The 25292-nt window shown below is 65.4% G+C and carries 24 protein-coding genes; 9 read left to right on the top strand and 15 right to left on the bottom strand.

Features of this window, described 5'->3' with window-relative positions:
* Nucleotides 1-124: 124 nt before the first annotated feature.
* From flgF to ACQ7JA_RS20995, 8 genes are all read left to right on the top strand, one after another.
* Complete coding sequence (flgF, locus tag ACQ7JA_RS21030; RefSeq protein ID WP_430901349.1) at nucleotides 125-865, top strand: flagellar basal-body rod protein FlgF; 741 nt, start codon at nucleotides 125-127, stop codon at nucleotides 863-865.
* Between the two features lie 64 nt (nucleotides 866-929).
* Entirely contained in the window at nucleotides 930-1712 is a 783-nt protein-coding gene (gene flgG / locus ACQ7JA_RS21025; protein WP_430901347.1) for a flagellar basal-body rod protein FlgG, read from the top strand.
* Between the two features lie 11 nt (nucleotides 1713-1723).
* Nucleotides 1724-2374 (top strand): flagellar basal body L-ring protein FlgH, encoded by a 651-nt coding sequence (locus ACQ7JA_RS21020; RefSeq protein WP_430901345.1) that lies wholly within the window; start codon nucleotides 1724-1726, stop codon nucleotides 2372-2374.
* A gap of 14 nt (nucleotides 2375-2388) precedes the next feature.
* Complete coding sequence (locus tag ACQ7JA_RS21015) at nucleotides 2389-3492, top strand: flagellar basal body P-ring protein FlgI (RefSeq protein WP_430901343.1); 1104 nt, start codon at nucleotides 2389-2391, stop codon at nucleotides 3490-3492.
* An 18-nt stretch (nucleotides 3493-3510) separates the two neighbouring features.
* Nucleotides 3511-4470, top strand: coding sequence for a flagellar assembly peptidoglycan hydrolase FlgJ (gene flgJ / locus ACQ7JA_RS21010; RefSeq protein ID WP_430901341.1), 960 nt, complete (start codon nucleotides 3511-3513; stop codon nucleotides 4468-4470).
* Between the two features lie 186 nt (nucleotides 4471-4656).
* On the top strand, nucleotides 4657-6621 hold the full coding sequence (flgK, locus tag ACQ7JA_RS21005) for a flagellar hook-associated protein FlgK (protein ID WP_430901339.1): 1965 nt from the start codon (nucleotides 4657-4659) through the stop codon (nucleotides 6619-6621).
* 21 nt (nucleotides 6622-6642) lie between these two features.
* Nucleotides 6643-7872, top strand: coding sequence for a flagellar hook-associated protein FlgL (gene flgL / locus ACQ7JA_RS21000; RefSeq protein ID WP_430901337.1), 1230 nt, complete (start codon nucleotides 6643-6645; stop codon nucleotides 7870-7872).
* A gap of 394 nt (nucleotides 7873-8266) precedes the next feature.
* Nucleotides 8267-11056, top strand: coding sequence for a TonB-dependent receptor plug domain-containing protein (locus tag ACQ7JA_RS20995; protein WP_430901335.1), 2790 nt, complete (start codon nucleotides 8267-8269; stop codon nucleotides 11054-11056).
* Nucleotides 11057-11111: 55 nt separating this feature from the next.
* Here ACQ7JA_RS20995 and ACQ7JA_RS20990 read toward each other — a convergent pair whose 3' ends face one another.
* The 15 genes from ACQ7JA_RS20990 to fliF form a co-directional block, all read right to left on the bottom strand.
* Entirely contained in the window at nucleotides 11112-11489 is a 378-nt protein-coding gene (locus ACQ7JA_RS20990) for a DUF5329 domain-containing protein (RefSeq protein ID WP_430901333.1), read from the bottom strand.
* 50 nt (nucleotides 11490-11539) lie between these two features.
* Complete coding sequence (locus tag ACQ7JA_RS20985; protein ID WP_430901331.1) at nucleotides 11540-12820, bottom strand: HD-GYP domain-containing protein; 1281 nt, start codon at nucleotides 12818-12820, stop codon at nucleotides 11540-11542.
* Nucleotides 12821-12949: 129 nt separating this feature from the next.
* Nucleotides 12950-13783: a flagellar biosynthetic protein FliR gene (fliR, locus tag ACQ7JA_RS20980; RefSeq protein ID WP_430901329.1), complete on the bottom strand. Its 834-nt coding sequence runs from the start codon at nucleotides 13781-13783 to the stop codon at nucleotides 12950-12952.
* Between the two features lie 13 nt (nucleotides 13784-13796).
* Nucleotides 13797-14066, bottom strand: coding sequence for a flagellar biosynthesis protein FliQ (gene fliQ, locus ACQ7JA_RS20975; RefSeq protein ID WP_430901327.1), 270 nt, complete (start codon nucleotides 14064-14066; stop codon nucleotides 13797-13799).
* Nucleotides 14067-14076: 10 nt separating this feature from the next.
* The gene (gene fliP, locus ACQ7JA_RS20970) at nucleotides 14077-14826 is read right to left on the bottom strand and encodes a flagellar type III secretion system pore protein FliP (RefSeq protein WP_430901325.1); all 750 of its coding nucleotides are present in this window, start codon (nucleotides 14824-14826) and stop codon (nucleotides 14077-14079) included.
* Nucleotides 14816-15553: a flagellar biosynthetic protein FliO gene (gene fliO, locus ACQ7JA_RS20965; protein ID WP_430901323.1), complete on the bottom strand. Its 738-nt coding sequence runs from the start codon at nucleotides 15551-15553 to the stop codon at nucleotides 14816-14818. The genes fliP and fliO overlap by 11 nt, the downstream gene beginning before the upstream one ends.
* Before the next feature lie 89 nt (nucleotides 15554-15642).
* Nucleotides 15643-16080, bottom strand: a complete 438-nt coding sequence (fliN, locus tag ACQ7JA_RS20960; RefSeq protein ID WP_258826152.1) for a flagellar motor switch protein FliN — start codon at nucleotides 16078-16080, stop codon at nucleotides 15643-15645.
* 55 nt (nucleotides 16081-16135) lie between these two features.
* A complete protein-coding gene (fliM, locus tag ACQ7JA_RS20955; protein ID WP_231056966.1) occupies nucleotides 16136-17119 on the bottom strand; it encodes a flagellar motor switch protein FliM in 984 nt (327 codons plus the stop codon).
* Between the two features lie 27 nt (nucleotides 17120-17146).
* A complete protein-coding gene (gene fliL, locus ACQ7JA_RS20950) occupies nucleotides 17147-17683 on the bottom strand; it encodes a flagellar basal body-associated protein FliL (protein WP_430901320.1) in 537 nt (178 codons plus the stop codon).
* Between the two features lie 178 nt (nucleotides 17684-17861).
* Nucleotides 17862-19193: a flagellar hook-length control protein FliK gene (locus ACQ7JA_RS20945; protein WP_430901318.1), complete on the bottom strand. Its 1332-nt coding sequence runs from the start codon at nucleotides 19191-19193 to the stop codon at nucleotides 17862-17864.
* A 31-nt stretch (nucleotides 19194-19224) separates the two neighbouring features.
* Nucleotides 19225-19668: a flagellar export protein FliJ gene (gene fliJ / locus ACQ7JA_RS20940; RefSeq protein ID WP_430901316.1), complete on the bottom strand. Its 444-nt coding sequence runs from the start codon at nucleotides 19666-19668 to the stop codon at nucleotides 19225-19227.
* Between the two features lie 46 nt (nucleotides 19669-19714).
* On the bottom strand, nucleotides 19715-21121 hold the full coding sequence (gene fliI, locus ACQ7JA_RS20935; protein ID WP_430901314.1) for a flagellar protein export ATPase FliI: 1407 nt from the start codon (nucleotides 21119-21121) through the stop codon (nucleotides 19715-19717).
* 130 nt (nucleotides 21122-21251) lie between these two features.
* Nucleotides 21252-21965, bottom strand: a complete 714-nt coding sequence (gene fliH / locus ACQ7JA_RS20930; RefSeq protein WP_430901312.1) for a flagellar assembly protein FliH — start codon at nucleotides 21963-21965, stop codon at nucleotides 21252-21254.
* Nucleotides 21965-22969, bottom strand: coding sequence for a flagellar motor switch protein FliG (fliG, locus tag ACQ7JA_RS20925; RefSeq protein ID WP_430901310.1), 1005 nt, complete (start codon nucleotides 22967-22969; stop codon nucleotides 21965-21967). Before fliG ends, fliH begins: the two co-directional genes overlap by 1 nt.
* Entirely contained in the window at nucleotides 22962-24656 is a 1695-nt protein-coding gene (gene fliF, locus ACQ7JA_RS20920) for a flagellar basal-body MS-ring/collar protein FliF (RefSeq protein ID WP_430901308.1), read from the bottom strand. The genes fliG and fliF overlap by 8 nt, the downstream gene beginning before the upstream one ends.
* A gap of 209 nt (nucleotides 24657-24865) precedes the next feature.
* Between fliF and fliE the strand changes: the two genes are divergently transcribed.
* Nucleotides 24866-25234: a flagellar hook-basal body complex protein FliE gene (fliE, locus tag ACQ7JA_RS20915; protein WP_430901306.1), complete on the top strand. Its 369-nt coding sequence runs from the start codon at nucleotides 24866-24868 to the stop codon at nucleotides 25232-25234.
* The last annotated feature ends 58 nt before the right edge of the window (nucleotides 25235-25292 follow it).

Here is a 25292-nt window from a genome sequence, read left to right as displayed (position 1 = left end):
CGTGATCTGAACGCGTGGGCGGTGGACCGCCCACCCTACGAAAAGCCACGGTCCGTCGGGTGGGCGGGTCTCCCGCCCACGCGTTCAACCAGCCCAAGAGCAGCCGCACAAAGGAATTATCGACATGGACCGCCTGATCTACACCGCCGCTTCCGGCGCCAAGCACATCCTCGAAAAGCAGGCCACGACCTCGAACAACCTGGCCAATGTGAACACCACGGGCTTCCGCGCCCAGCTGGATGTGTTCCGTTCCGCGCCGGTGCAGAGCGAAGGCCTGCCGACGCGCGCCTTCGTGGTCGATTCGACCGCGGGCTCAAATTTCCAGGCGGGTGCGCTGCAGGTCACCGGGCGCGACCTGGACGTGGCGGTCAAGGGCGACGGCTGGCTGGCCGTGCAGATGCCGGACGGGACCGAAGCGTATACCCGCAACGGCTCCCTGCAGACCAGCCCCAACGGCCTGCTCACCACCGCGGGCGGCATGACGGTGGCGGGCGAGGGCGGTCCGATCACGATTCCGCCGGATGTGACCGTGACGGTGGGCGGCGACGGCACCATTTCCACGATTTCCACCACCGACCAGCCGGCTGCCGCCAACATCCTCGGCCGCCTGAAACTGGTCAATCCGCCCACGGAAAACATGGTGCGCGGCGACGACGGCCTGTTCCGCCTGAAGGATGGCGGCACGGCCCAGGCCGACCCCACGGTGAGCGTCGCCGGCGGCGCCCTCGAGGGCAGCAATGTCAGCGCGATCGACTCCATGGTCGAGATGATCAGTTTGGCACGTTCCTTCGAGACACAAATGAGCCTCTTGAAGAACGCGGAGAATAACGCCGCGAAAGCCACCCAGATCCTCGCTTTGAATTGATAGTTGCCGCTGCATAATTCTCCTGTACGTGGCAGACCTCGTCTGTCACCTTTAGGAGAATTCCATGATCCGTTCGCTGTTTATCGCCAAGACCGGCCTCGAAGCGCAGCAAACCAACCTCGACGTCATCTCGAACAACCTCGCCAACGTCAGCACCAATGGGTTCAAACGATCCCGCGCCGTGTTCGAGGACCTGCTCTACCAGAACGTGCGCCAGCCCGGCGCCCAGTCCTCCCAGCAGAGCAACCTGCCTTCGGGCCTGCAGATCGGTACCGGTGTGCGTACCGTCGCCACCGAGCGCATCCACACCCAGGGCAATCCCCAGCTGACCGGCAACTCGAAAGACGTGATGGTCAACGGCTCGGGCTTCTTCCCGGTGCTGCTGCCTGACGGCACCCAGGCCTATACCCGCGACGGCTCCTTCCAGACCGACCAGAACGGCCAGCTGGTCACTTCCAGCGGCTTCGTGATCCAGCCCGCCATCACCATTCCCGCGAATGCGGAATCGATCACCGTCGGCCGCGACGGCGTGGTCTCGGTGAAGCTGCCGAACACGGTCGCCCCGACCCAGGTCGGCTCGCTGCAGCTGGCCACCTTCATCAACCCGGCCGGCCTCGAGTCGCGCGGCGAGAACCTGTACGTCGAGACCGGCGCCTCGGGCAACCCGAACCTCAACGTGCCCGGCACCAACGGCGCCGGTGTGCTGATGCAGGGCTATGTCGAATCGTCGAACGTGAACGTGGTCGAGGAAATGGTCAACATGATCCAGACCCAGCGCGCCTACGAGATCAACTCGAAGGCGATCACGACCTCCGACCAGATGCTGCAAAAACTGTCCCAGCTCTAATTTTCATCGCCATGAAATCCACTTTCGCTCTCGTTGTCGCCGCCCTGGCAATTGCCGGTTGCTCGACCACCCCAAGCTCCATCGTCCAAGGGCCGACCTCCGCCCGTCCGATGCTGGTGCAGGCCGCCCCAAGCAACGACGGCGCCATCTACAACGCCAGCAGCTACCGCCCGATGTTCGAAGACCGCCGCGCGCGCCATATCGGCGACCTGCTGACGGTGAACATCACCGAGCGCACCTCGGCCGGCAAGTCCGGCGCCAGTACCGGCAGCAAGTCGGGCAGCGCCAGCTTCACCGTTCCGGGTCCGCTGCAGGCGAAAATCGGCGCGGGCGTGGGCCTGGAAGGCGCGAACAAGTTCGCCGACGCCGACACCCAGAGCGCTTCGAACAACTTCAGCGGTACCATTGGCGTGACGGTCACCGAGGTGCTCCCGAACGGCAACCTGATCGTGGCCGGGGAGAAGCAGGTCGCCATGAACAAGGGCGTCGAGTACATCCGCTTCTCGGGCATGGTCGCGCCTGACACGATCCAGCCGGGCAATATGGTTGCCTCGACCGTGGTCGCCGACGCGCGCGTCGAATACCGCACCAACAGCCGTGTCGACAAAGCCGAGCTGAGCAATATGTTCTCGCGCTTCTTCCAGTCGATGCTGCCGTTCTGAGGCAAGGGTCAAACATGAAATTCGCTTCCATCGCCCTGTTCTGCGCAGCCCTGCTCGGCGCCGCTCCGCTGGCCCGGGCCGAGCGCCTGAAGGACCTCGCCAGCATCGCCGGCGTGCGCGAGAACCAGCTGTCGGGCTACGGCATCGTCGTGGGCCTGGACGGCACCGGCGACCAGACCAGCCAGACGCCTTTCACCGTGCAGTCGATCCAGGCCATGCTGCAGCAGAAGGGCGTGAACCTGCCGCCGGGCACCCAGCTGCAGCTGAAGAACGTGGCGGCCGTGATGGTCACCACCTCGCTGCCGGCGTTCGCCCAGCCGGGCCAGACCATCGACATCACCGTGTCCTCGATCGGTAATGCGAAGAGCCTGCGCGGCGGCACCCTGCTCATGACCCCGCTGCACGGCGCCGATGGCCAGGTGTATGCCATGGGCCAGGGCAACGTGCTGGTCGGCGGCGTCGGCGCCCAGGCCGGCGGCGCCCAGGTGCAGGTGAACCACCTGTCGGTGGGCAAGATCTCGAACGGCGCCACCGTCGAGCGCGCCGTCGCCTCGAACCTCGGCGCCGACAACCAGATCCGCCTGGAACTCAAGCAAACCGATTTCTCGACCGCCGCCAGGGTGGTGGAAGCCATCAACGACCAGTTCGGCGCCGGCATCGCGACCGCCCTGGACGGCCGCGTGATCCGCGTGCGGACCCCGTCCTCGAGCGACCAGCGCGTGGCCTTCATCGGCCAGCTGGAAAGCATCGACGTCTCGCGCAGCAAGGACGCCGCCAAGGTGATCATGAATGCGCGCACCGGCTCGGTCGTGATGAACCAGGCCGTGATGCTGGAAAACTGCGCGATCTCGCACGGCAACCTGACCGTGGCCGTGGGCGCCGATACCGAAGTCAGCCAGCCGAACCCGGGCTCGCGCGGCCAGACCGCCGTGGTGCAGAAGAATTCGGTCGACATCAAGAAAGACCCGGGCCGCGTGCTCATGGTCAAGGGTGGCGCCTCGCTGGCCGAAGTGGTGAAAGCCATGAATTCGATCGGCACCACGCCGCAAGACCTGCTGGCCATCCTGCAGGCGCTGAAGGCCGCCGGTTCGCTGCGCGCCGAGCTCGAGATCATCTAAAGAGTATCAACGACTATCATGATCGGTTCCCCGTCCACTGACCTCACCAGCAAGTTCGCCCTCGACACCAAGGGCCTGGGCGAACTCAAGCAAGGCGCGAAGAACGGCTCGCCCGCCGCGCTGAAGGAGGCCGCTACCCAGTTCGAGGCCATGTTCATCAATATGATGATGAAGAGCATGCGCGACGCGACCCCGGCGGACGGGCTGATGGACAATAACCAGACCAAGATGTTCACCGGCATGCTGGACCAGCAGATGAGCCAGAACCTGGCCAAGCGCGGCATGGGCCTGGCCGACGTGCTGACCCGCCAGCTGACCGCCAACCAGACCGGCGCCGCGGCGCTGGCCATCGGCGCCGACGGCGTCGCCGCCGGCAAGGCCGCCGCCGCCGCATCCGCCGTGGCGCCGCTGGACGGCAGCATGCGTCCGGGCATGGACGCGGCCACCATGATCAAGACCGGCGCCAGGCAGCCGGGCGCGCCGGCGCTGCCGCTCACTACCGAATCCGGCCGGGTCCAGGCGCCGCACGTGCGCGCCTTCCAGGAAAAGCTGCACGCCCACGCGGCCGAAGCGGAGCGCGCCACCGGCGTGCCGGCCAAGTTCATGCTCGGCCAGGCGGCGCTGGAAAGCGGTTGGGGCAAGCGCATGATCAGGAATGCCGACGGCAGCAACAGCAACAACCTGTTCGGCATCAAGGCCGGTCCGGGCTGGAAAGGGAAGGTCGCCACTGCCGTGACCACCGAGTACGTGAATGGCGTGGCGCAGCGCAAGGTCGAGAAGTTCCGCGCCTACGACACCCCGGCCGACTCGTTCAAGGACTACGCCAACATGCTGACGAAGAACCCGCGCTACGAGAAAGTGCTCAACAGCGGCGGCGACGCCGCGGCCTTCGCCCACGGCCTGCAGCGCGCGGGCTATGCGACCGATCCGCTGTATGCCGCCAAGCTGAACCGTATTATCAAGCACTCGTTAGCATGAAGTTAAGTAGGGTGGGCCTGGGCGGCCCCGCGTGTCCTCCGCCCACGCGTTCAGCCAGCACATGCGTAGCCACATCGCATCCGAAAGTTGAACGCGCGCACGGCAGAGCCGTGCACCCTACGGTACCGCGGGAATCAAGTTTTTTAAAAAGCTGCCGTAGATAGAACCGTTAAGAAGGAAAAATAAATGTCCGGTAACCTCCTCAGCATTGGCAAAAGCGGCCTGTTCGCAGCGCAGGCGGGCCTGGCCACGACCGGCCACAACATCACCAACGCCAACGTGGCCGGCTACAACCGCCAGGTGGTGGTGCAGGCCACCGGCCCCATGCTCGACACCGGCGTCGGCTTCCAGGGCACCGGCACCCAGGTTTCCCAGATCAAGCGCTACAGCGACGAATTCCTGAACTCGCAGGTGCGCAACGCCCAGGCCAGCAAGAGCGGCCTGGATTCCTACTACGCCCAGATCAGCCAGATCGACAATATGCTGGCCGACCAGACCGCCGGCCTGTCGCCTTCGCTGCAGAGCTTCTTCAAGGGCGTGCAGGACATGGCCGCCAACCGCGCCTCGGTGCCCTCGCGCCAGGCCATGCTCTCCGCCGCCGACACCCTGGCCACCCGCTTCCAGGCGCTCGACGCCCGCTTCGGCGAGATCCGCGAGGGCGTCAACAGCACCATCGAGACCAGCGTCACGATGATCAACTCCTACGCCAACCAGATCGCCCAGCTGAACGATCAGATCGGCAATTTCGCCTCGGCGAGCCAGAACGTGCCGAACGACCTGCTCGACAAGCGCGACCAGCTGGTGATGGAGCTGAACACCCACGTCAAGGCGAATGTCATGCCGGGCGATAACAACAGCCTGACGGTGTCGATCGGCAGCGGCCAGCCGCTGGTGGTGGGCCAGCGCGCCTTCCAGCTGGCGGCCGTCAAGTCGCCGACCGACCTGACCCGCCTCGAAGTGGGCTACGTGACCGGCAACAAGGTATCTACCCTGGCCGACAATGCTTTGAGCGGCGGCACGCTCGGCGGCGCCCTCGAGTTCCGCACCAAGACCCTCGACCCTGCCCAGAGCGCGCTGGGCAAGGTGGCGATCGGCCTGGCGTTCGAATTCAACGCCCAGCACAAGCTGGGCCTGGACCAGGGCGGCAATCCGGGCAAGGACTTCTTCAGCGTGGCGCCGGCCTACGTCGGCAAGAACATCAACAACGCCCTGTCCAGCACCACGACGGTGGAAGCCACCGTGAGCGACCCGTCCAGGCTGGTCGACAGCGACTACAAGGTCGAGTTCGACGGCACCAACTACAACGTCGTCCGCCTGTCGGACAACCAGAAGACCGCGGTCACGCCCTATAACCCGGCCGGCACCACCATGACGATCGACGGCGTCGACTTCAGGATCGGCGGCGCGGCCGCGGCCGGCGACGAGTTCCTGGTGCGCCCGACCATCGGCGGCGCCGCCAACTTCAACGTGCTGGTCAAGGAAACCTCGGGCATCGCCGCGGCCGCGCCGATCGTCACCAGCGAGCCCTTGAGCAACACCGGCACCGCCAAGATCAAGGAGAGCCGTGTCACGGAAGACTTCCTGACCGCCCCGGCGACGCTGCCGGTGACGCTGTCCTTCGACTCGACCAGCGGCAACCTGAGCGGCTTCCCGGCCGGCATGGCGGTGCGCGTGGTCAAGAGCGACGGCACGGTCACCGATTTCCCCGCGCCGCCCACCAACGTCAAGTTCGAGGCCGGTTCGACCTATACCTTCGGCGGCGTCAGCGTCACCATGAGCGGCACGCCGGGCAACGGCGACACCTTCACCATCGCCGGCAATGCCGGCGGGGTGGGCGACACCCGCAACATCGGCCTGCTCGGCGACCTGCAGACCAAGAACATCTTCAACAACGGCAGCGCGACCCTGCAGTCGTCCTACGCCCAGCTGGTCAGCACGGTCGGCAACAAGACCCGCGAAGTGCAGGTCAACGGCCAGGCCGCCGAAGCCCTGCTGGCACAGACCAAGACCGCGGCCCAGGACGTCTCGGGCGTGAACCTGGACGAGGAAGCGACCAACCTGATCAAGTACCAGCAGGCCTACCAGGCCGCGGGCAAGGTCATGCAGATCGCCGGCACCATCTTCGACACGCTGCTGTCGATTGGCCGTTAATTACAGTAATACGGAGTAAGTATGCGCATCAGTACCCTGTCGATCTACAGCAACGCCACCAGCCAGCTCAATACGCTGCAGAGCGCGCTGGCGCGCACCCAGATGCAGCTGTCGACCGACCGCCGCATCCTGACCCCGGCCGACGATCCGGTGGCCTCGGCGCGCGCGCTCGAGGTGAGCCAGTCGCGCGAGATGAACAGCCAGTTCGCCACCAACCGCGCCAGCGCGCGTTCCTCGCTGTCGACCGTGGAAGGGGCGCTGCAGAACGCCGGCGACCTGCTGCAGGACATCCAGCAGCTGGCCGTGAACGCCGGTAACGGCACCATGGTGCAGAGCGACCGCATGAAACTGGCGACCGAGCTGGAAGGGCGCCTGGAAGACCTGCTGGGCGTGGCCAACAGCACCGACGGCGCTGGCGGCTACCTGTTCTCTGGCTATATGGCGACGACACAACCTTTCAACCGCAACGCCACCGGCGCTTCCTACCTGGGCGACCAGGGCCAGCGCATGCTGCAGGTCGGCGCCGCGCGCAAGATGCCGCTGTCGGCCTCGGGCAGCGCCGTGTTCGAGAACAACCTCACCGGCAACGGCACCTTCCAGACCCAGGCCAATCCGGCCAACACCGGGGCCGCCATCATCTCCTCGGGCTCGGTGGTCGACCGCGCCCAGGCCGAGCAGGGCCGCGACTACAAGCTGACCTTCGCGGTCACCGGCAGCCCCGCCGTGACCACCTACAGCGTGGTCGACACCAGCACCGGCACCGATGTCCCGGTAGCGGGCCAGACCGCCATCCCCTATGAAGCAGGCAAGTCGATCACCTTCGGCGGCATCAGCTTCGACATCAAGGGCGAGCCGGCCAATGGCGACACCTTCACCATGGAGCCGAGCGAAAAGCAGTCGGTGTTCACCACCGTGACCGACCTGATCGCCGCCCTGAAGGCGCCGGCCGACGGTTCCAGCGGCAAGGCGGCGCTGTCGAACAAGCTCAATACGGCGCTCGACAACCTGAAGCAGGCGCACGACAACGTGCTGACCGTGCAGGCCTCGGTCGGCGCCCACATGAAAGAGCTCGATTACCTCGACAGTGCGGGGGACGATCTCGACATCCAGTACGCCGCCACTCTGGGCGACCTGCAGGATCTGGACGTGGTCAAGGCCATTTCGGACTTCTCGCAACAGCAAACGACCCTGCAGGCGGCCCAGATGTCGTTCAAGACGATGTCGGGATTGTCACTCTTTAACTACCTGTGAACTTTTCGATCACAAAATAAGCCGGCGCAAGCCGGCTTTTTTTATGCGCCAACGCGAAAAGGAATATTCGATGTATTCCTAAAACAGCCGAATAATATTTGCATCGACTTAGGGGGCGTCATTACAAAAACGGATGATTTTATGACAAAAGCGCATGGTTGTATTGACGACGATGTAGCAACCATGTTGTTCGCACGTAACAAAACGTATCATCCGCGCGACGAATGTATCGTTTATCAAAATTTCCTAACAAAAACTCACTTTGTTGCTTTGCGGAAGAGCAATGTTATGTAAGAGTATTTCTGCGTACCGTTACATCAAGTTGAAACAATCTTCGAGTAGCAGTTCGATAGAGTTAGAGAAAATTCACTATCCAGGAGTCGTTGTGAAGCATATGAGTACTTTTAACAAGAGCGCGATCGCAGTCGCTCTGAGCATGGCCTTCCCGGCCTTCGTCGGCGCACAAGAAGTGACGACCGCCGAGCCGCAAAAGATGCAGCGCGTCGAAGTCACCGGTTCGAGCATCAAGCGCACCGAGACCGAAGCTGCTGCCGCAGTCCAGGTCCTGAACCGCGACGATATCGAGAAGACCGGCCAAACGACGGCCCTGGGCATCCTGAACACCACCGCCTCGATCTACGCCGGCAGCGACTCGGCAAGCGCCAGCTCGGGCAGCTTCGCGACCGGTTCGTCCTCCGCTTCGTCCCGCGGCCTGTCGAAGGTTGCAACCCTGGTGCTGGTCAACGGCCGCCGCATGCCGCAATACGGCCTGTCGGACAACGCACAGGAAGCCTTCACCAACCTCGACGCCATCCCGAGCGATGCGATCGAGCGCGTCGAGATCTTCAAGGACGGCGCATCGGCAATCTACGGCTCCGACGCGATCGCAGGCGTCGTCAACTTCGTCCTGCGCAAGGAATTCACCGGCTTCCGCGTCCGCAGCAGCTACAAGGAATCGCAGCACTTCCACGACGACCGTAACCGCAACCTGTCCGTCATCGCGGGCTGGGGCGACATCGACACCAACGGTTTCAACACCTACATTACCGCCGAAGTCTACAAGCGCGACGGCTACACCGCTGGCGACCTGCAGAAGTTCTACCCGTCGTGGCACCGCCTGACCCCGGGCCGCTCGACCTGGGACGCGAAGAGCGCCTACTCGCCGACCGGCAACCTGTTCACCAATTCGAGCAACTACGTCGCGGCGCCTGGCTGCCCGGCGGGCGACATCGACCCGAGCGACAAGCTGTGCAAGTTCGATACCCTGCCATACACCGGCCTGACGACTGACAACAAGCGTACCCAGGTCAGCAGCATTACCAACTTCCGCATCGGCCAGAACATCGACGCGAGCTTCGAGGCCATGTACGCCAACGCCACCAACGACTACATCGTGGCGCCGCGCACTACCCAGCCAACGACCAGCTCCTCGGTCTGGTACGACGTGTATGGCGGCAAGATGGTCGGCCCCTTCTTCTATCCGAAGCTGCCGGTTGGCCATCCGAACAACCCGTACAACTATCCGGTCGAATTCCGTGCCCGCTTCATGGACACCGGCAATGGCTTTGATTTCAACACCACCGACAGCGAACAGGCGCGCGTGATGTTGACCCTGAGCGGCGAATATGCGGGCTGGGACTGGAAATCGGCTGCCGGCTGGATGAAGTCGACCGCCAACAAGGCAACCCGCGCCAATAGCGCCAAGGGCTACACCGACGCGATCGTCAACGGCACCTACAAGTTCGGCCAGCAAAACGACCCGGCCCTGCTGAACGCGATGTTCCCGGTCCGTACCACCGACGGCGAAGCGGTCGTGAAGTTCTTCGACGCCACCGTCACCAAGGAAGTCATGCAGCTGCCGGCAGGTCCGCTGAGCGTGGCGATCGGTACCGACATCCGCAACAACTCGTACATGATGAAGTCCTCGGACAACGTCCTGAGCGGCCAGCTGGTCGGTATCTTCGGCCTGCAGGTCGACGACGACGTCAACCAGTACGCGGTGTTCACCGAGGCGTCCGTGCCGCTGACCAAGAAGCTCAAGCTGGAAGCGGCTGCCCGCCTGGACAAGACCGACAACCAGGATGCGCACGTGTCGCCGAAGCTGGGCCTGCTGTACAGCGTGACCGACGGCCTGCTGCTGCGCGCCACCGCATCGGGCGGCTTCCGCGCACCGAACATCGTCGAATCGGGTAACGGCCTGGGCCGCTCCTCTGTGAGCACCAGCACTGTCGATCCGAAGCGCTGCCCGATCGCCAACCAGCTGAACGACATCATCCAGAAGGCGCCGAACGCCACTTCCGCCGACAAGTCGCAGGCCAATACCTACCGCAACGCGGAATGCCTTGGCGGCCTGCCGAGCTTCGTGTCGTCGAACCCGGACCTGAAGCCGGAAACCTCGCGTTCGCTGACCGCCGGCATGGTGTTCGAGCCGGTCAAGAACTGGAGCATGGGCCTGGACTACTACTTCATCGAGCGTCGTAACGAAATCGGCAGCCGTTCGACCGTCGACATCCTGCGTGGCGAAGACAGCCTGCCGGCTGGCCAGCTGATCCGTGTCGACAGCAGCGCCAACGACGCACTGTTCCTGGCGCTGGCACGCAAGTATGCGCCTGGCACCAACCTGACGTTCCCGGTCGGCCAGCTGGGCCTGGTTTACAACCCGTACGTCAACAGCGGCCGCACCCGCGTGCAGGGCTTCGACTTCGACGGCAAGGGCCGCTTCACCGCCCTGGGCCAGACCGTGCGCCTGCAGTTCGAAGGCAGCTACGTCTGGAAACTCCAGACCTTCAGCGTCACCGACAATGCCTACGGCCCGAACGAAGCCGGCACCTGGGACTACGGTTCGCGCCTGAACCTGGTCGCCAAGGCCTACCTGAAGCAGGGTGATTTCGACCACGCTGTTACCGCGAACTTCGCAAGCAGCTACAGCTCGAACAGCATCGCGTCGCCGACCTATTGCGCAACCCAGAAGGTCGCAGCCGAGTACATGGATGTCTGCGGCCGCATCGGCAGCAACACCACCTGGAACTACGCGCTGGCCTACACGGGCATCCCGCACGTTCGCCTGAACGCCTACGTCGACAACGTGTTCGCCCGCGAGCGTCCGATCAGCTGGCGCGGTGGTTTCAACACGACCTCGCCGCAGTTCCGTCGCTTCGGCTTCGCTGCAAGCTACACCTACTAATCGTCTGAAGTCCGGATGATTGCAAAAGACCAGGCTTCGGCCTGGTCTTTTTTGTTTACTTCGCAGAACGCAGCGCCTGCAATTCCCGCGTGAGCCAGGCCCGGCTGTCGACCGGCTCGCCATTGCCGCACCTGACGCGATACGGGCGGCCCGTGAAGCTGCTTTTCGAGGCGGCGTGCTCGATGAACTGTTCGGTGCGGGTGATGGTCTCGGCGCGCTTCTCGATGTACGCGAGTTTGCGCAACAGGTGGGTGCGCGCATCCGCGCCGTTGTGCCAGCTGCGGTTGCGTTCGAACTGGCAGTTCGAGGCCGTGATCCTGCCCAGCAGGGCATCGATTTCGGCGCGCACGGGTGGGGGAGTGGGGCCGGCGAAGGCGCCGGCGCATGGGCTGGCGAGCAGGACCGCCAGCAGAATTCGTGGAAGGGTCGGCATGGCGCCAACCTTACCGTAAACGCCTTGATGCGGGCGCTGGCCTGCCGCCTTCAGGCCGCCTGCGCGGCGTCCGGCGGAGAAACCGGATCGAGCAGGGCGCCCAGCGGCGACAGCAGCGCGCGTTCGCCGATCGTGCAGGGGGCCAGCGCGATCTCACGCGAGAGTTCCCGCATCCGCCAGCGGATTTCGCGCGAGGCGATGGCATGCTCGAACAGCAGCAGGCCGTCGAAGCCGCCGTCGCCTTCGGGAAGCAAGCCCATGTTCAGGCCGGAGCTCAGGGCCGCCCGCTGGAGCAGGCCAAGGCGCGCGCCGATGCGCTCGATCAGCTCGCGCGTGGACGGGCTCAGTCCGTGACTGCCGGCCAACGTTTGGGCGACGGCCGCGGCGTCGACCAGTGTCCGGTAGAGGCCGTCGTCGGCGTCGGGCCTGGCGCCCCGCGTCCAGCTGTCATAGCTCTCCGCGCGCCGGGACTGGCGGGCGCGCGAGACCGCGCCGGCGATGCGGCGGTCGTGCTCGCCCGTCATCAGCTTCAGGGAGATGTCGGCCTGGTCCAGCGCGTTGTCGCTCCGGATCAGGGCGCTGATCGCTTCCGCCGCCGCCAGCACCTGGCCGCAGGGGCTGATCTGGGCGCCTGCCAGACGCCGCGGGTAGCCGGAGCCGTCCAGGCGTTCATGGTGCTCGGCGACCGCGCGCGCCACTTCCGGCGCGTAGGACTCGTGTTCTTCGATCAGCATCTGTCCGGTGCGCGGATGGACCACGAGATGCGCCCATTCGTGCGCCAGCAACTGGCGGCCCGGCACCAGGTAAGCCGGGTCGACGTACAGCTCGCCGATGTCGTGCAGCAGGCCGGCCAGCACGCAGGACTGCTGGAGCTCGGGCGTCAGCGCCAGGCACTTGGCCAGACAGGCCGCGACGATCGCCACCGTGATGGCATGGTCGAGCGCCTCCTCGCCGCCGCGCTCGGCGATGGTCAGCATCATCGTCGTCGCGTTGCCGAACTGCAGGCGGGACAACATGGCGACCGGCGAGGGGCCGGTCGCCGGCGCGGCCGCCAGCAGGGCCGCCAGCGCCGGATTGTCGGCCAGCAGGCGTTCAGCGGTCTTCACCACATCGCCTGCATCCACGCCGCCGCTGACGCGCAGGGACGCCTCGATCGGCCTGGTGAGCTTGTGCAGGATGAGTTTTTCCTGCAAGACCCGCGAGACCTTGGCCCCTTTGGCAAGCAGTTTGTTGCCGCGCGCATCATAGATGTCCTCGGTGGCCACCACCGGCATCTGTTCGGCAAGCTCGATGACTTTCTCGAGATAATGCTGGTTGACTGTGCTTGACATGGTCGCGCTCGATGAAAAAAACGCAGCATATCATGCTTTCTGGAAACTATAGTTTCCAATAGGAATCATATCGAGGAGAAATAGTGTGCTTGTGCTTTTTTCGCGACGGCGATGGGCCGCCGGGTGCATTCAACCCGGCGCCGGCTGGGCTGGGGTGACTGGCGCCGGCTGGCTCGGGCGCGCCGCCCCGGCGCGCGGTACCGCGCGGCCGGCCTCGATGCCCTCGTTGAACAGCTTCACGATCGGCATGCCGAGGTAGGGCATGGCCAGGCTCAGGGTCAGGAAGCCCACGCCCAGCGTCACCGGGAAGCCGATACCGAAGATGTTCAGCTGGGGCGCCGCGCGCGTCAGGATGCCCAGCGCCACGTTGGTGATGAGCAGGGCCGCGACGATCGGCAGCGACAGCTGCAGGCCGCTGGTGAAGATCTTCGCGCCCCAGCGCGCCAGCTCCAGCGGCGCGTTGCCGGAGAAGGGCGTCTCGGAGATCGGCAGGGCGACGAAGCTTTCCGCCAGCGCCGCCAGCAAGACCAGGTGGGCGTTCACGGCGAGGAAGGCCATGGTCGCGACCAGGGCCATGAACTGGCTCACCGCCGAAGAGCGGCCGCGGGAACTCGGATCGAAGAAGACGGCGAAGCCCAGGCCCATGGTCATGCTGGCCACCTCGCCCGCGTATTCGATGGCGGCGAACACGATGCGCATCGCAAAACCCATCGCCACGCCGATCAGCAGTTCCTTCACCAGGATCAGGAGGCCCGCCCAGCCGGTCGGGTCGAGCGCCGGCACGGCCGGAACGGTGGGGGCGATGACGGAAGCGAGCATGACGCCCAGCGCCAGCTTGATCGACATCGGCACGCCGGCATTGCCGAACAGCGGGGCGGAGGCGACCAGACCGAGGATGCGCGTGAGCGGCCACAGCAGCCCCGCGATCCAGGCATTCATCTCGCCCGTGGTCAGGCTCAGCATGCGGGCGGCGCCTTCAGCCGATCATGCCGGGGATCCCGGTGAACACCTGGCGCATGTAGTCGAGCATGGTCGACAGCATCCAGGGCCCGGCCACCACGAGGGCGACGAAAATGCCGACCAGCTTGGGAATGAAGGACAGGGTCGCTTCGTTGATCTGGGTGGCGGCCTGGAAGATGCTGATGACCAGGCCGATGATGAGCGCCACCAGCAGCAGCGGGGCGGAGACCATCAGGGTCACTTCCATCGCCGTGCGGCCCATCGTCATGACGGTTTCGGGAGTCATGCGCGCACCTCTAATAGAAACTCTGGGCCAGGGAGCCCAGCAGCAGTTGCCAGCCATCGACCAGCACGAAGAGCATCAGCTTGAAGGGCAGCGAGATCACCGCCGGCGACATCATCATCATGCCCATCGCCATCAGCACGGAGGCCACCACCATGTCGATGATGAGGAAGGGGATGAAGATCGCGAAGCCGATCTGGAAGGCTGTCTTCAGCTCGCTCGTCACGAACGCCGGGATCAGCACCCGCAGCGGGATGTCCTCGGGGCCCTGCAGGGCCGGCGAGCGCGAGATCTTGACGAACAGGGCGAGATCGGACTGGCGGGTCTGCTTGATCATGAATTCCTTCAGCGGCACCACCCCGCGCTCGAGCGCCTGGCCCATCTGCATCCTGTTTTCCTGCAAGGGGAGGTAGGCCTCGGTGTAGATGCGGTCGAACGTCGGCCCCATCACGAAGAAGGTCAGGAACAGCGCCAGGCCCACCATCACCTGGTTGGGCGGCGCGGTCTGGGTGCCGATGGCCTGGCGCAGCAGGGACAGCACGATGATGATGCGGGTGAACGCCGTCATCATCAGGAGCGCCGCCGGCAGGAAGGTCAGCGCCGTCAGCAGGATCAGGGTCTGGACCGGCAGCGAGTAGGCCGTGCCGCCGCCCGGGGCCGGGCTGGTAGTGAAGGCCGGAATGCCGGGTTGCGCGAGGGCCAGCAGCGGCAGCAAGCCCAGGGCAGCCAGTCCCGCGCCCAGCAGGAATCGTTTAGTTCGCATTACGTTTGTCTATCGTTTTCTTGAGCCAGTCGCCAAAGCTGGCTGCCGGCGCCGCATGCCCGGCGAGCTGGGCATGCTCCTGCGCGCCTTCCTGGCGCGGCATCGTGGCCAGGGCGTTCACCCGTCCCGGCGAGGCGCCGACGACGATCCACTGGTCGCCGACCTCCACCACCATGATACGCTCGCGCCCGCCGATATTGAGCGCGCCAACCAGCTTGACGTTGGCGCCGCCCATCATGCCGCGCGGACCGAAGCGCTTCAGGAACCACGCCAGGCCCAGCAGGATGCCGAGCACCAGCACCAGGGCCAGGATGGTCTGCAGCAGGCCGCCGGTGCTCGGCGCGCTGGACGCCGGCATCACGACCTGGGGCGGACGCTGCACGGGGGCGGGTTCGAGCGCGGGGGCGGTGGCCGGCACGTTGGCGGGGTCGGCCGGGCCGCTTACCTGGACCGGCGTCGAGACCGGGCCGGACGGGGCAGGGCGCGCCGGGGTGGCCGGACGGCCGGCGGTGGTGGCGCCGCGTGGCAGCGGCTGGGTTTCCTGGGAAGCGGGGGCCGGGACCGGGATCGGCGCCGTGGCGGTGGGTGCAGGTGCCGGCTGCACGGCCTGCTGCTGAGCGGGCGCCGTCTGCTCGGCCGTCACCGGCGCGGCGCAGGCGACGAGAGGCAGCAGCAGGACCGCCGCCGCAATCCGTAGGGTGGGCGGCTTTGCCGCCCACGCGTTCAACCAGCGTGAAAATGGACGATGCGCCGATGTGCACCGTGTATTTGAACGCGTGGGCGGAAGATCCGCCCACCCTACGTGATTGCCTAAGGTCATTTATTCAGTTTTCTGATCCGTTCCGATGGCGTAATGATATCAGTGAGTCGGATGCCGAACTTGTCGTTCACGACGACGACCTCGCCCTGCGCGATCAGGCAGCCGTTGACGAGCACGTCCATCGGCTCGCCGGCCAGGCCGTCGAGCTCGACCACGGAGCCCTGGGCCAGCTGCAGCAGGTTCTTGATCGCGATCTTGGTGCGCCCCAGCTCCACGGTCAGCTGGACCGGGATGTCGAGGATGAAGTCGATGTCGTTCGGGGTCTCGTTGCGCGCGCCCTTGTTCGAGAAATCCTTGAACACGGCCGCGGTCGGGGCCGCTGCCGCCGCCTGCTGCTGGCGCTCGAGCGCCGCCGCTTCGGCCGCGGCCTGCTCGGCAATCGCGGCGCCCCAATCGTCGTCGAGGCTGCCCTGATCGTCCTGGGTATCAGACATGATGCTCTCCTGTTACTCGCCGGCGCGAGGCGCCGGCACAAAATGATTTGCTCAGTTACTTATTGAAGCTGTCGCTGTTGGCCAGCAGTTTCTCGACCTTCAGGGCGTACTGGCCATTGAAGACGCCGTAGCTGCAGTCCATCACGGGCACCCCGTCCACTGTCGCCTGCAGGGTTTCCGGCACCGTGATCGGGATGACGTCGCCGATCTTCATGTTGAGGATCTCGTCGAAGTTGGCGCGGCCTTCGCCCAGCACCGCCACCAGCTCGACCTCGGCCACCTGGATCTGCTGGGTCATCAGGCGCACCCAGCGCTTGTCGACTTCCAGCGCCTCGCCCTGGATGCTCGAGGTCAGTGCGTCGCGGATCGGCTCGATCATCGAGTAGGGCATGCAGAAGTGGATCTGGCCCGACACCGAACCGAGTTCGATGGTGAAGGTGCAGGACACCACGACCTCGTTCGGGGTCGCGATGTTGGCGAACTGCGTGTTCATCTCGGAACGGATGTACTCGAACTCGATCGGGTACACCGGTTCCCAGGACTTCGCATAGGCCTCGAACACGATGTCGAGGATGCGCATGATGATGCGCTGCTCGGTCTGGGTGAAGTCGCGCCCTTCCACGCGGGTGTGGAAGCGGCCGTCGCCGCCGAACAGGTTGTCGACCAGCAGGAACACGAGGCCCGGGTCGAACACCATCAGCGCCGTGCCGCGCAGCGGCTTCATGTGAATCAGGTTGAGGTTGGTCGGCACCACCAGGTTGCGGATGAACTCGCTGTACTTGGACACCCGCACCGAGCCGACCGAGACCTCGGCGCTGCGGCGCAGGAAGTTGAACAGGCCCACCCGCAGATACCTGGCGAAACGCTCGTTGATGATCTCGAGCGTCGGCATGCGGCCGCGGACGATCCGCTCCTGCGTTGCCAGGTTATAAGTGCGTACCCCCGAGGTGTCTTCAGGCGCGGCAATGTCGTCCTGATCGCCGTTGACCCCCTTTAAGAGGGCATCGACTTCTTCCTGGGAGAGGAAATTATCGGCCATGGTGCTTCAGTTCACGCGATTATTGGATCATTGGATGATAAACGAGGTAAAGAGTACGTCGCTGACTTCCTGTTCGTCGCCACCTTTCTCGAAAGGATCGGTGACCACGGCCTGGATCTCGGCGGCGAGCTGCTGCTTGCCTTCGAGCGTGGCGATCTCCGATGCCTTCTTGCTCGACAGGAGCAGCAGCACGCGGTTGCGCACGATCGCCATATTGTCCTTGATGAGGGTGGCCTGCTCGGCGCCCGCGACCTGCAGGGTGAACTGCACCTGCAGGTACTGCTCGCCGTTCTCCGGCTGCAGGTTGACGGTGAAGGCCTCGACCGGCACGTATTCCGGCTTGGCTTCCGGATCCTTCTTCTTTTTCTTCTTGCTTTCCTTCGCCGGTTCCTCGTGCGCGGCCGCGGCGTCGCCGCCGTGCATGAAGAACCAGGCCGCGCCGCCGCCGCCGCCCAGCAGCAGCACGGCCGCGGCGACGATGATGATCAGCTTTTTCTTGGAGCCGGCCGGGGCTGCTGCGGCTGCGTCTGCTGCAGGGGCGGCTTTCGGTTTTGCAGTTGCCATCAAAAATACCTTTTTACTGCTTGAAAGATTGTGTCCGTCATTATGGCATTATCGTGTGGGACCGAAGACCGCCATGCCCCGAAAAGAGGGAATAACGGTCGGCAATCCCCACGATTGTTGCACCAGGGAGATGACGGCTTAAACATTGGGACGGCTGTGTGCCGCCCATCCATGCGCCTCAGGCGAAGATATCGACCGCGCCGCGCTCGCCCGTGACGACGGTGCGGGTCACCGTGCGCACGTTGTCGTTCGCGGCGACATTGCCATTCTCGACACCCGGACCGGCGCCATTGCCGCCACGGCCGCGGCGCTCGCCGTCCTGCTGCGCCTGGCGCTGGTCGGGCACGCCCGCATCCACGGTCGCATTGCCCAGGGCAATGCCGTTTTCGCCCATCATCTCACGCAGGCGGGGCAGGGCGTTTTCCAGGGCCTGGCGCACCTCCGGCTGGCCGGAGGAGAAGGCCACGCTGGCCTGGTCGTTGCTCACGTTCAGCACGATCTGCACCGGGCCGAGGTCCGGCGGATTCAGGGTCAAAGTAGCGGCCTGTTCCTTGCCGACCATGTAGACGATGCGCTGGCTGACCTGGTTGTCCCAGGCCTGGGTGCCGACGCGTGCAGGAATGCGGTCGGAAGGCGCGGCGGCCGGGTTCAGTGCATCCAGCTTGGCGGCCTGGGCCTGCAGCTGGACGGTTGCCGGGGCCGGTGCGGCCTCGCTTGGCGCGGCGGCCTGGGCAACGGCCTCGCGCGCCTGGCCCTGCAGCTTGCCCGGATCGGCCTGGACGGCGTTCTGGGCGCTTTGCTGGAGCGTACGCAGGTCGGCGGTTTCGTCGGCGGCAGGCTGGACGCCCGCGCTCAGGGCAAAGCCGGTGTCGGCCTCGCCTTCGGCAGCGCTCGCCAGGCCGGGATCGGTGGCGGCAGTGTCGGCGCCGTCGAGCTTGGCAAAGGCGGACTGGAGGGCGGCAAGCTGCAACTCGGCCCCGCCGGCGGCGGCCAGGGGCGCCTCGGTGGCGGCGGTGGCGGCGGTTGCGGCGGTGGCGGCCGGCGCGGCCTGGGCCGGCTGCGTCAGGCTGGCCATGAAGGCCAGCATGTCGGTGACCGGGTTGCTCGCGGCGGCGGCGGCGGCGCTGGCCGATTCCGCTGCTGCGGCGGCTTCCTGGGCGCCATCGGCCGATTCGGCCGGCGCTGCGCCCGCCTGCGCCGTTGCCGGGGCATCGGCGGCCTCGTTCTGTTTCGCCGGCTCGCGCGCGGCGGCCTTCGGACCCTGGGCGGCCGGCTTGTCGGCGGCCGTCGGCTTGGACTGGGCGCCCTGGGCCGGACGGCTGGCCTGGTTGCCGGGGGCGGGCGCGGCGTTCACGCCTGGCGCCGCCTGGCGCTGGGCGATCTCGCGCGAGAGCGTGGCGCCGAAGTTCGATTCGGGCGCCTGCACGCCGGCGGCCGCATTGCGCTGCGGCTGGCCGAGTGCGTTGCCGCCGGAGACCTGGAACGGAAGGGGTGTCGTCTGCATCGTCATGGTTGTTCTGCCTCGGTTCGGCCCGGATCGTTCAATTCTGCTTGTAGCGGGCGCCACGGGCCGCGTGGTCGTCCATCAGTTTCTGGTCGCGCTTGTTCTCGATCGCGAGCGCTTCCGCAGCAGCGCGTTCGTTCAGGGTGCGGTAGGACAGGCGCTTGCGCTCGCTTTCCTGCCACGCCTTCTTTTCCACCTCCGCCTTGTACTTCGCATGCTTGATCACCTCGCGCTGGCCGATGATCGCGTTGTCCAGCTTGCCGATGAAGGCAATGAAATTCTGGTAAGCAAACGGCGTGATGCCGTTCATCTGCGCCGCGTCCAGCTTGCGCACGTACTCGTCGCGGTAGCCATCCAGCATCACCAGCTTCTGCTCGGCCTCTTCCACCGCCTTCAGGGCCGCGCCCAGGCGCTTGGCGATGGCATCCGAATCGCGCTGCGCGAGGTCGATCAGGGTCTCTAAGGCGGAAGTCTTGGCCATACGTATTCACACTAAAGGAACACAGTATAGTTCCGCCTGGCATTTTTTAACCTTGGAATAGAGAGGTCAATTGCCCCAAGCTCTCCAGCATGCCCGCGTTGTCGTGGATTTCCTGGCACAGGAAATTCTCGATCTGCTCGTGCTTGGCGATGGCCTGGTCGAGCACCGGGTCGCTGCCGGCGGCGTAGGCGCCGACGTTGATCAGGTCGCGCGAGCGCTGGTAGCGCGAATACAGCTGCTTCAGCTTGCGCGCCGCCAGCTGGTGCTCGTGGGTGGTGATGCCGTGCATGGCGCGCGAGATCGACTGTTCGATGTCGATCGCCGGATAGTGGCCGGCCTCGGCCAGGTGGCGGTTCAGCACGATGTGGCCGTCCAGGATACCGCGCGCCGCATCGGCGATCGGGTCTTGTTGATCGTCGCCCTCGGACAGCACGGTATAGAAGGCGGTGATCGAACCGCCACCCTCGACGCCGTTGCCTGCGCGCTCGACCAGCACCGGAAGTTTTGCAAAAACAGAGGGTGGATAACCCTTGGTCGCGGGCGGCTCGCCGATGGCGAGGGCGATCTCGCGCTGGGCCATGGCGTAACGGGTCAGCGAATCCATGATCAGGAGAACGTTCTTGCCCTGCTCGCGGAAGTGTTCGGCGATGGCGGTGGCATAGGCCGCGCCCTGCAGGCGCATCAGGGGCGGGGCGTCGGCCGGCGCGGCCACCACGGCCGAGCGCGCGCGGCCTTCCGGCCCCAGGATTTGCTCGATGAATTCTTTTACTTCCCGGCCGCGTTCGCCGATCAGGCCGACCACGATCACGTCGGCCGTCGTATAGCGCGCGATCATCCCCAGCAGCACCGATTTACCGACGCCGGTACCCGCGAACAGGCCCAGGCGCTGACCGCGGCCCACGGTCAGCATGGCATTGATGGCGCGCACGCCCACGTCCAGGGTTTCCGAGATCGGCGCGCGGTCGAGCGGGTTGATGGGGCGGGCATTCAGCGGGCCGACCTCGTCGTTGCTCAGCGGTCCCTTGCCGTCCAGCGGGCGGCCGGCGCCGTCGACCACCCGGCCCAGCAGCTGCATGCCGACCGGCAGGTGGCGCGCGCGGTCGCTCGGACGGCGGCGCGGGTGGGGCACGGTGCCCGGCTTCGGCAGGGCCGATTCGACCGGGAACACGCGCGAGCCGGGCACCACGCCCTCGACGTCGCTCTGCGGCATCAGGAACAGGCGCTCGCCCTCGAAGCCGACCACCTCGGCCTCGATCCTCAAGCCGTTGGCGACGGGAATGGTGCAGGCGCTGCCGACGGCCAGTTTCAGGCCCACGCACTCCATCACCAGGCCGGCCACGCGCGTGACCCGGCCCGAGACCTGCATCGGCTCGGCGAAGCCGACCAGGGCGTCGCAGTCCTTGATGAAGGATTTCCAGCGGGCGGTGTGGCGGTCGGGAGTAGCGGTGGACATTGGGGTGGCGGGATCCGGAGTGGGAAGCATCGCCATTATTGCCGAAGGGCAGGATCAGGCAAGGAGGGAAAAGCGGTGGAATTACCCTGCTTCTCGTAGGGTGGACGGCTTCGCCGTCCGCGCTACGGGATCAGTTACCGAGCCACTCGATATTCTGGCCCAGCGAATGGGTCAGGCGCTGCCAGCGCGCCGCAGCCTGGGCATCGATCTGGTTCGAGGCGGTATCGACCTTGCAGCCGCCGCGCGCCATCGCGGCATCTTCGGCGATACGCCAGCCGCCCTTGATGAGTTCCTGGCCCATGGCGTCGCGCACGATCCCGGCGTCCTGCGGGTTCAGGGTCAGCACTGCCGGCTGGGCCAGCACCGGCAGGTAGCCGATCGCTTCCTGCACCACCGGCAGGATCAGTTCCGGACGCACGTCGAAGGCCGTGCGCACCATGCCGCGCGCCAGGCGCAGGGCCAGTTCCAGCACGTCGTGGGCGATGGTCTCGTCGGCCTGCACCACCGCGTCGCTGAAGGTCGCGGCGATGGCGCGCAGGTGCTCGAGTTCGGCGCTGGCTTCCTGCTGCCCTTGCGCGGCGCCTTCGGCATAGCCCTGGGCGTGGCCTTCGGCGCGCCCTTCCGCCAGGCCTTCGGCATACCCCTCGGCGCGCGCCTGCTCGCGGATCGCTTCGAGCTCTTCCGCGGTAGGCAGGGCCACGTGCGGCACGATTTCGATCGGCTCCGGCTGCGCGGCGGGGGCGGGCGCCGCCGCGGCGCGGCGCGCGAGCGTACTCGGGCGCTCGTCGCCGAACGAGGTCATTTCCCAGCGCTGGTAAGCGCTTTGCTGTTCCTTCGAGATCATCAGACGAACGAGTCCTCGCCTTTACCGCCCAGCACGATCTGGCCCTCGTCCGCCAGGCGGCGCACGATCTGCAGGATCTGCTTCTGCTGGGATTCCACTTCCGACAGGCGCACCGGACCCTTCGATTCCAGGTCTTCGCGCATCATTTCGCTGGCACGCTGCGACATATTCTTGAAGATCTTCTCGCGCAGGTCTTGCGAGGCGCCTTTCAGCGCGATGATCAGCATCTCGGACTGGACTTCGCGCAGCAGCAGCTGGATGCCGCGGTCGTCGATGTCGATGATGTTGTCGAACACGAACATCTCGTCCATGATCTTCTGCGCCATGTCGTTGTCGTAGTTCTTGATGTTGTCCATGACGGCCGATTCCTGCTCGCCGCTCATGAAGTTCAGGATCTCGGCCGCGGTGCGCACGCCGCCCAGCGACGATTTCTTGATGTTCTCGTTGCCCGACAGGAGCTTGGTCAGCACGTCGTTCAGCTCGCGCAGTGCGGCCGGCTGCACGCCGTCCAGCGTGGCGATACGCAGCACCACGTCGTTGCGCAGGCGCTCGGTGAAGTTGGCCAGGATCTCGCAGGCCTGGTCGCGCTCGAGGTGGACCAGGATGGTGGCGATGATCTGCGGGTGCTCGTTGCGGATCAGTTCCGCCACCGACGGCGAGTCCATCCACTTCAGGCTCTCGATGCCGGAGGCGTCCTTGCCGCCCAGGATGCGGTTGAGCAGCACGGCGGCCTTGTCGTCGCCCAGCGCCTTGGTCAGCACCTGGCGGATGTACTCGTCCGAATCCAGGCCCACGGTCGAATGCAGGTTGGTCTCTTCCACGAAGGCTTCCAGCACCTTGACCACTTCGCCGTGCTGCACCGCCTTCATCTGCGCCATCGCGCCGCCCAGCTTGAGCACTTCACGCGGGCCCAGGAACCGCATCACTTCGGCCGCTTCGGCCTCGCCCAGGGCCAGCATCAGGATCGCTGCCTGCTGTACGCCTTCCTTGTCCTTGTCACTCATTTGATCCCAACCATGCTTTCACAACGTTAGCAACGATACGCGGATCCTGGCGGGCCAGCTCCTGCGCCATTTCCAGGTTCTTCCGGTAGCCCTGGTTCCTGCGTTCGACTTCCTGTTCTTCCAGTTCTTCCTCGGCGAGCTCGGCCGCGATTTCTTCGTCGATCTCTTCTTCCACTTCCGGTTCCGGTTCCGGCGGCAGCGCGGTGACCTCGTCGAACTTCTTGATCGCCGGGCGCATCAGCGGCAGTAGGATGCGGTAGTAGAGGAAGGCCAGCACCGCGAACAGCAGCAGGTACTTGCCGATTTCCTTGGCCAGCGGCAGGTTGGCCGGGTCGCGCCACCAGTCCGGTTCTGCCGGGGTCTCGTCCGGCTTGTCGACGCCGTTGAACGGGGCATTGGTCACGTTCAGGGTGTCGCCGCGCTGCTGCGAATAGCCCATCGCCTGCTTGACCAGTTCATTGATCTGGGCGACTTCGGCGGCGGTGAGCGGCTTGACGGTGACCTTGCCGGTGTTCGGATCGACGCTGCGGCGGTAGTTCACCACCACGCCCACGGTCAGGCGCTTGATGCCGCCCATCTGGCGCTGTTCGTAGCGGATGGTCTTGTCGACTTCGAAGTTGGTGGTCGCGTCCTTGCGGGTCGGGCCGGCGGCCGGGGCAGGGGCCGCTGGCGCTTGGCCGTCGATCGGAGCGGTGGCCACGCCCGGCGGCTGGTTCGACAGCGCGCCCGGGATGCCCGAGGCGCCGGCGCCCGGCTGGGTCGATTCCGAGGTTTGCTGGCTGCGGATCGCCTGCGGCTCCGGCGGCGAATTCGGCTTGTACATCTCGGCGGCGGTGTCGACCTGGGCGAAGTCGATCTCGGCGGTCGCTTCGGCGCGCACGTTTTCCTTGCCGACCAGCGGGGCGATGATCGATTCGACCTGCTTGATGATGTTGGCCTGGACCTGGTCGACGTACTTCAGCTGGGTCGGGTCGAGCTGCTTGGCGCCCGGGGTCTTGTTCGAGGTGTCGGACAGCAGGTTGCCGTTCTGGTCGACGACGGTGACGTTGCCGATGGTCAGTTCCGGCACGCTGGAAGCGACCAGGTGGACGATGGCGCTGACCTGGCCCGGATCGAGGGCGCGGCCGGCCTGCAGGTTCAGGACCACGGAGGCGGTGGGCTTCTGCTGTTCGCGCACGAAGACCGAGGGCTTGGGCATGGCCAGGTGCACGCGCGCCGCGCTGACCGGGCCCAGCGACTGGATCGAGCGCGCCAGCTCGCCTTCGAGCGAGCGCTGGTAGTTGACCTGTTCGATGAACTGGGAGGTGCCCAGCTTCTGGTTTTCCAGCAGCTCGAAGCCGACGTTGCCGCCTTTCGGCAGGCCTTGCGCGGCCAGCTTCAGGCGCAGGTCGTGGATCTGCTCGGCGGGCACCAGGATGGCGGTGCCGCCTTCCGAGAACTTGTACTTGACCCCCATCTGGTCGAGCGAGGCGGTGATCGCGCCACCGTCGCGGTCGCTGTAGTTGGAGAACAGCACACGGTATTCCGGCGCCTGGCTCCACATCCAGAGCGCGACCATGATGGCGACGACGAGGGCGATGCCGCCGCCCAGCGCGACGCGCTTGCCCATGGTGGTCTGGAAAAAGCCCTGCGGGCCCGTCTGTTCGGGCGCCGGGGTGTCGATCAATTCTTCAGCAACTGCTGCCATGGTGGTCGGATGGTTCCAGGATGGAGGGAGTAATTACGGGTTAAGCAGGATTATGAAGCCGTAGGGCAACATTCAAACCCTGAAACAGGGGGGAGTTTCCCCTCTTCTTCGAGCGAGGAAGTTGTCGGGGGACTGGTATTCTGACAGCCTGAAAGAAGCGATATAGAACAAGCGAAATACGACGTGCGTTCGACAAGCAGGAGAAAACGATGAGTATTGGTGGAATCGGCGGTATCGACAGCAGCCGCATCCAGGCGATGATGGAGCAACTCAAGTCGGCGGCGACCAAGCCGGCCGCGAGCCCCGTTGCGCCTGCCGGCCTGGGTGGCATTGCGCCCCAGGGCGGTGTCGCCAAGCTCGACTTCGCGGACGCGCTGAAGACCTCGCTGCAACAGGTCAGCAATACCCAGAAAACCGCAGAAGAACTGGGCAAGCGTTTTGCGATGGGGGATGATACCGTGAGTTTGTCGGACACGATGATCGCGATGCAGAAATCCAGCATCGCTTTCCAGGGAACGGTGCAAGTACGCAACAAACTGGTAGCAGCCTATCACGACATCATGAACATGCAGGTGTAAGGCTGGAAACTTTGCCTCTCCAGACCTCCCGAAAACCGGCCACATGGCCGGTTTTTTA

The organism is Massilia sp. BKSP1R2A-1 (assembly GCF_050586525.1).
GTDB lineage: Bacteria > Pseudomonadota > Gammaproteobacteria > Burkholderiales > Burkholderiaceae_D > Telluria.
This window is presented reverse-complemented; position numbering and strand designations above follow the sequence as displayed.

Excerpts from the sequence above, each read along its gene's own strand:
- flgF (WP_430901349.1), top strand. The coding sequence starts at position 125 with ATGGACCGCCTGATCTACACCGCCGCTTCCGGCGCCAAGCACATCCTC.
- flgG (WP_430901347.1), top strand. The coding sequence starts at position 930 with ATGATCCGTTCGCTGTTTATCGCCAAGACCGGCCTCGAAGCGCAGCAA.
- ACQ7JA_RS21020 (WP_430901345.1), top strand. The coding sequence starts at position 1,724 with ATGAAATCCACTTTCGCTCTCGTTGTCGCCGCCCTGGCAATTGCCGGT.
- ACQ7JA_RS21015 (WP_430901343.1), top strand. The coding sequence starts at position 2,389 with ATGAAATTCGCTTCCATCGCCCTGTTCTGCGCAGCCCTGCTCGGCGCC.
- flgJ (WP_430901341.1), top strand. The coding sequence starts at position 3,511 with ATGATCGGTTCCCCGTCCACTGACCTCACCAGCAAGTTCGCCCTCGAC.
- flgK (WP_430901339.1), top strand. The coding sequence starts at position 4,657 with ATGTCCGGTAACCTCCTCAGCATTGGCAAAAGCGGCCTGTTCGCAGCG.
- flgL (WP_430901337.1), top strand. The coding sequence starts at position 6,643 with ATGCGCATCAGTACCCTGTCGATCTACAGCAACGCCACCAGCCAGCTC.
- ACQ7JA_RS20995 (WP_430901335.1), top strand. The coding sequence starts at position 8,267 with ATGAGTACTTTTAACAAGAGCGCGATCGCAGTCGCTCTGAGCATGGCC.
- ACQ7JA_RS20990 (WP_430901333.1), bottom strand. The coding sequence starts at position 11,489 with ATGCCGACCCTTCCACGAATTCTGCTGGCGGTCCTGCTCGCCAGCCCA.
- ACQ7JA_RS20985 (WP_430901331.1), bottom strand. The coding sequence starts at position 12,820 with ATGTCAAGCACAGTCAACCAGCATTATCTCGAGAAAGTCATCGAGCTT.
- fliR (WP_430901329.1), bottom strand. The coding sequence starts at position 13,783 with ATGCTGAGCCTGACCACGGGCGAGATGAATGCCTGGATCGCGGGGCTG.
- fliQ (WP_430901327.1), bottom strand. The coding sequence starts at position 14,066 with ATGACTCCCGAAACCGTCATGACGATGGGCCGCACGGCGATGGAAGTG.
- fliP (WP_430901325.1), bottom strand. The coding sequence starts at position 14,826 with ATGCGAACTAAACGATTCCTGCTGGGCGCGGGACTGGCTGCCCTGGGC.
- fliN (WP_258826152.1), bottom strand. The coding sequence starts at position 16,080 with ATGTCTGATACCCAGGACGATCAGGGCAGCCTCGACGACGATTGGGGC.
- fliM (WP_231056966.1), bottom strand. The coding sequence starts at position 17,119 with ATGGCCGATAATTTCCTCTCCCAGGAAGAAGTCGATGCCCTCTTAAAG.
- fliL (WP_430901320.1), bottom strand. The coding sequence starts at position 17,683 with ATGGCAACTGCAAAACCGAAAGCCGCCCCTGCAGCAGACGCAGCCGCA.
- ACQ7JA_RS20945 (WP_430901318.1), bottom strand. The coding sequence starts at position 19,193 with ATGACGATGCAGACGACACCCCTTCCGTTCCAGGTCTCCGGCGGCAAC.
- fliJ (WP_430901316.1), bottom strand. The coding sequence starts at position 19,668 with ATGGCCAAGACTTCCGCCTTAGAGACCCTGATCGACCTCGCGCAGCGC.
- fliI (WP_430901314.1), bottom strand. The coding sequence starts at position 21,121 with ATGTCCACCGCTACTCCCGACCGCCACACCGCCCGCTGGAAATCCTTC.
- fliH (WP_430901312.1), bottom strand. The coding sequence starts at position 21,965 with ATGATCTCGAAGGAACAGCAAAGCGCTTACCAGCGCTGGGAAATGACC.
- fliG (WP_430901310.1), bottom strand. The coding sequence starts at position 22,969 with ATGAGTGACAAGGACAAGGAAGGCGTACAGCAGGCAGCGATCCTGATG.
- fliF (WP_430901308.1), bottom strand. The coding sequence starts at position 24,656 with ATGGCAGCAGTTGCTGAAGAATTGATCGACACCCCGGCGCCCGAACAG.
- fliE (WP_430901306.1), top strand. The coding sequence starts at position 24,866 with ATGAGTATTGGTGGAATCGGCGGTATCGACAGCAGCCGCATCCAGGCG.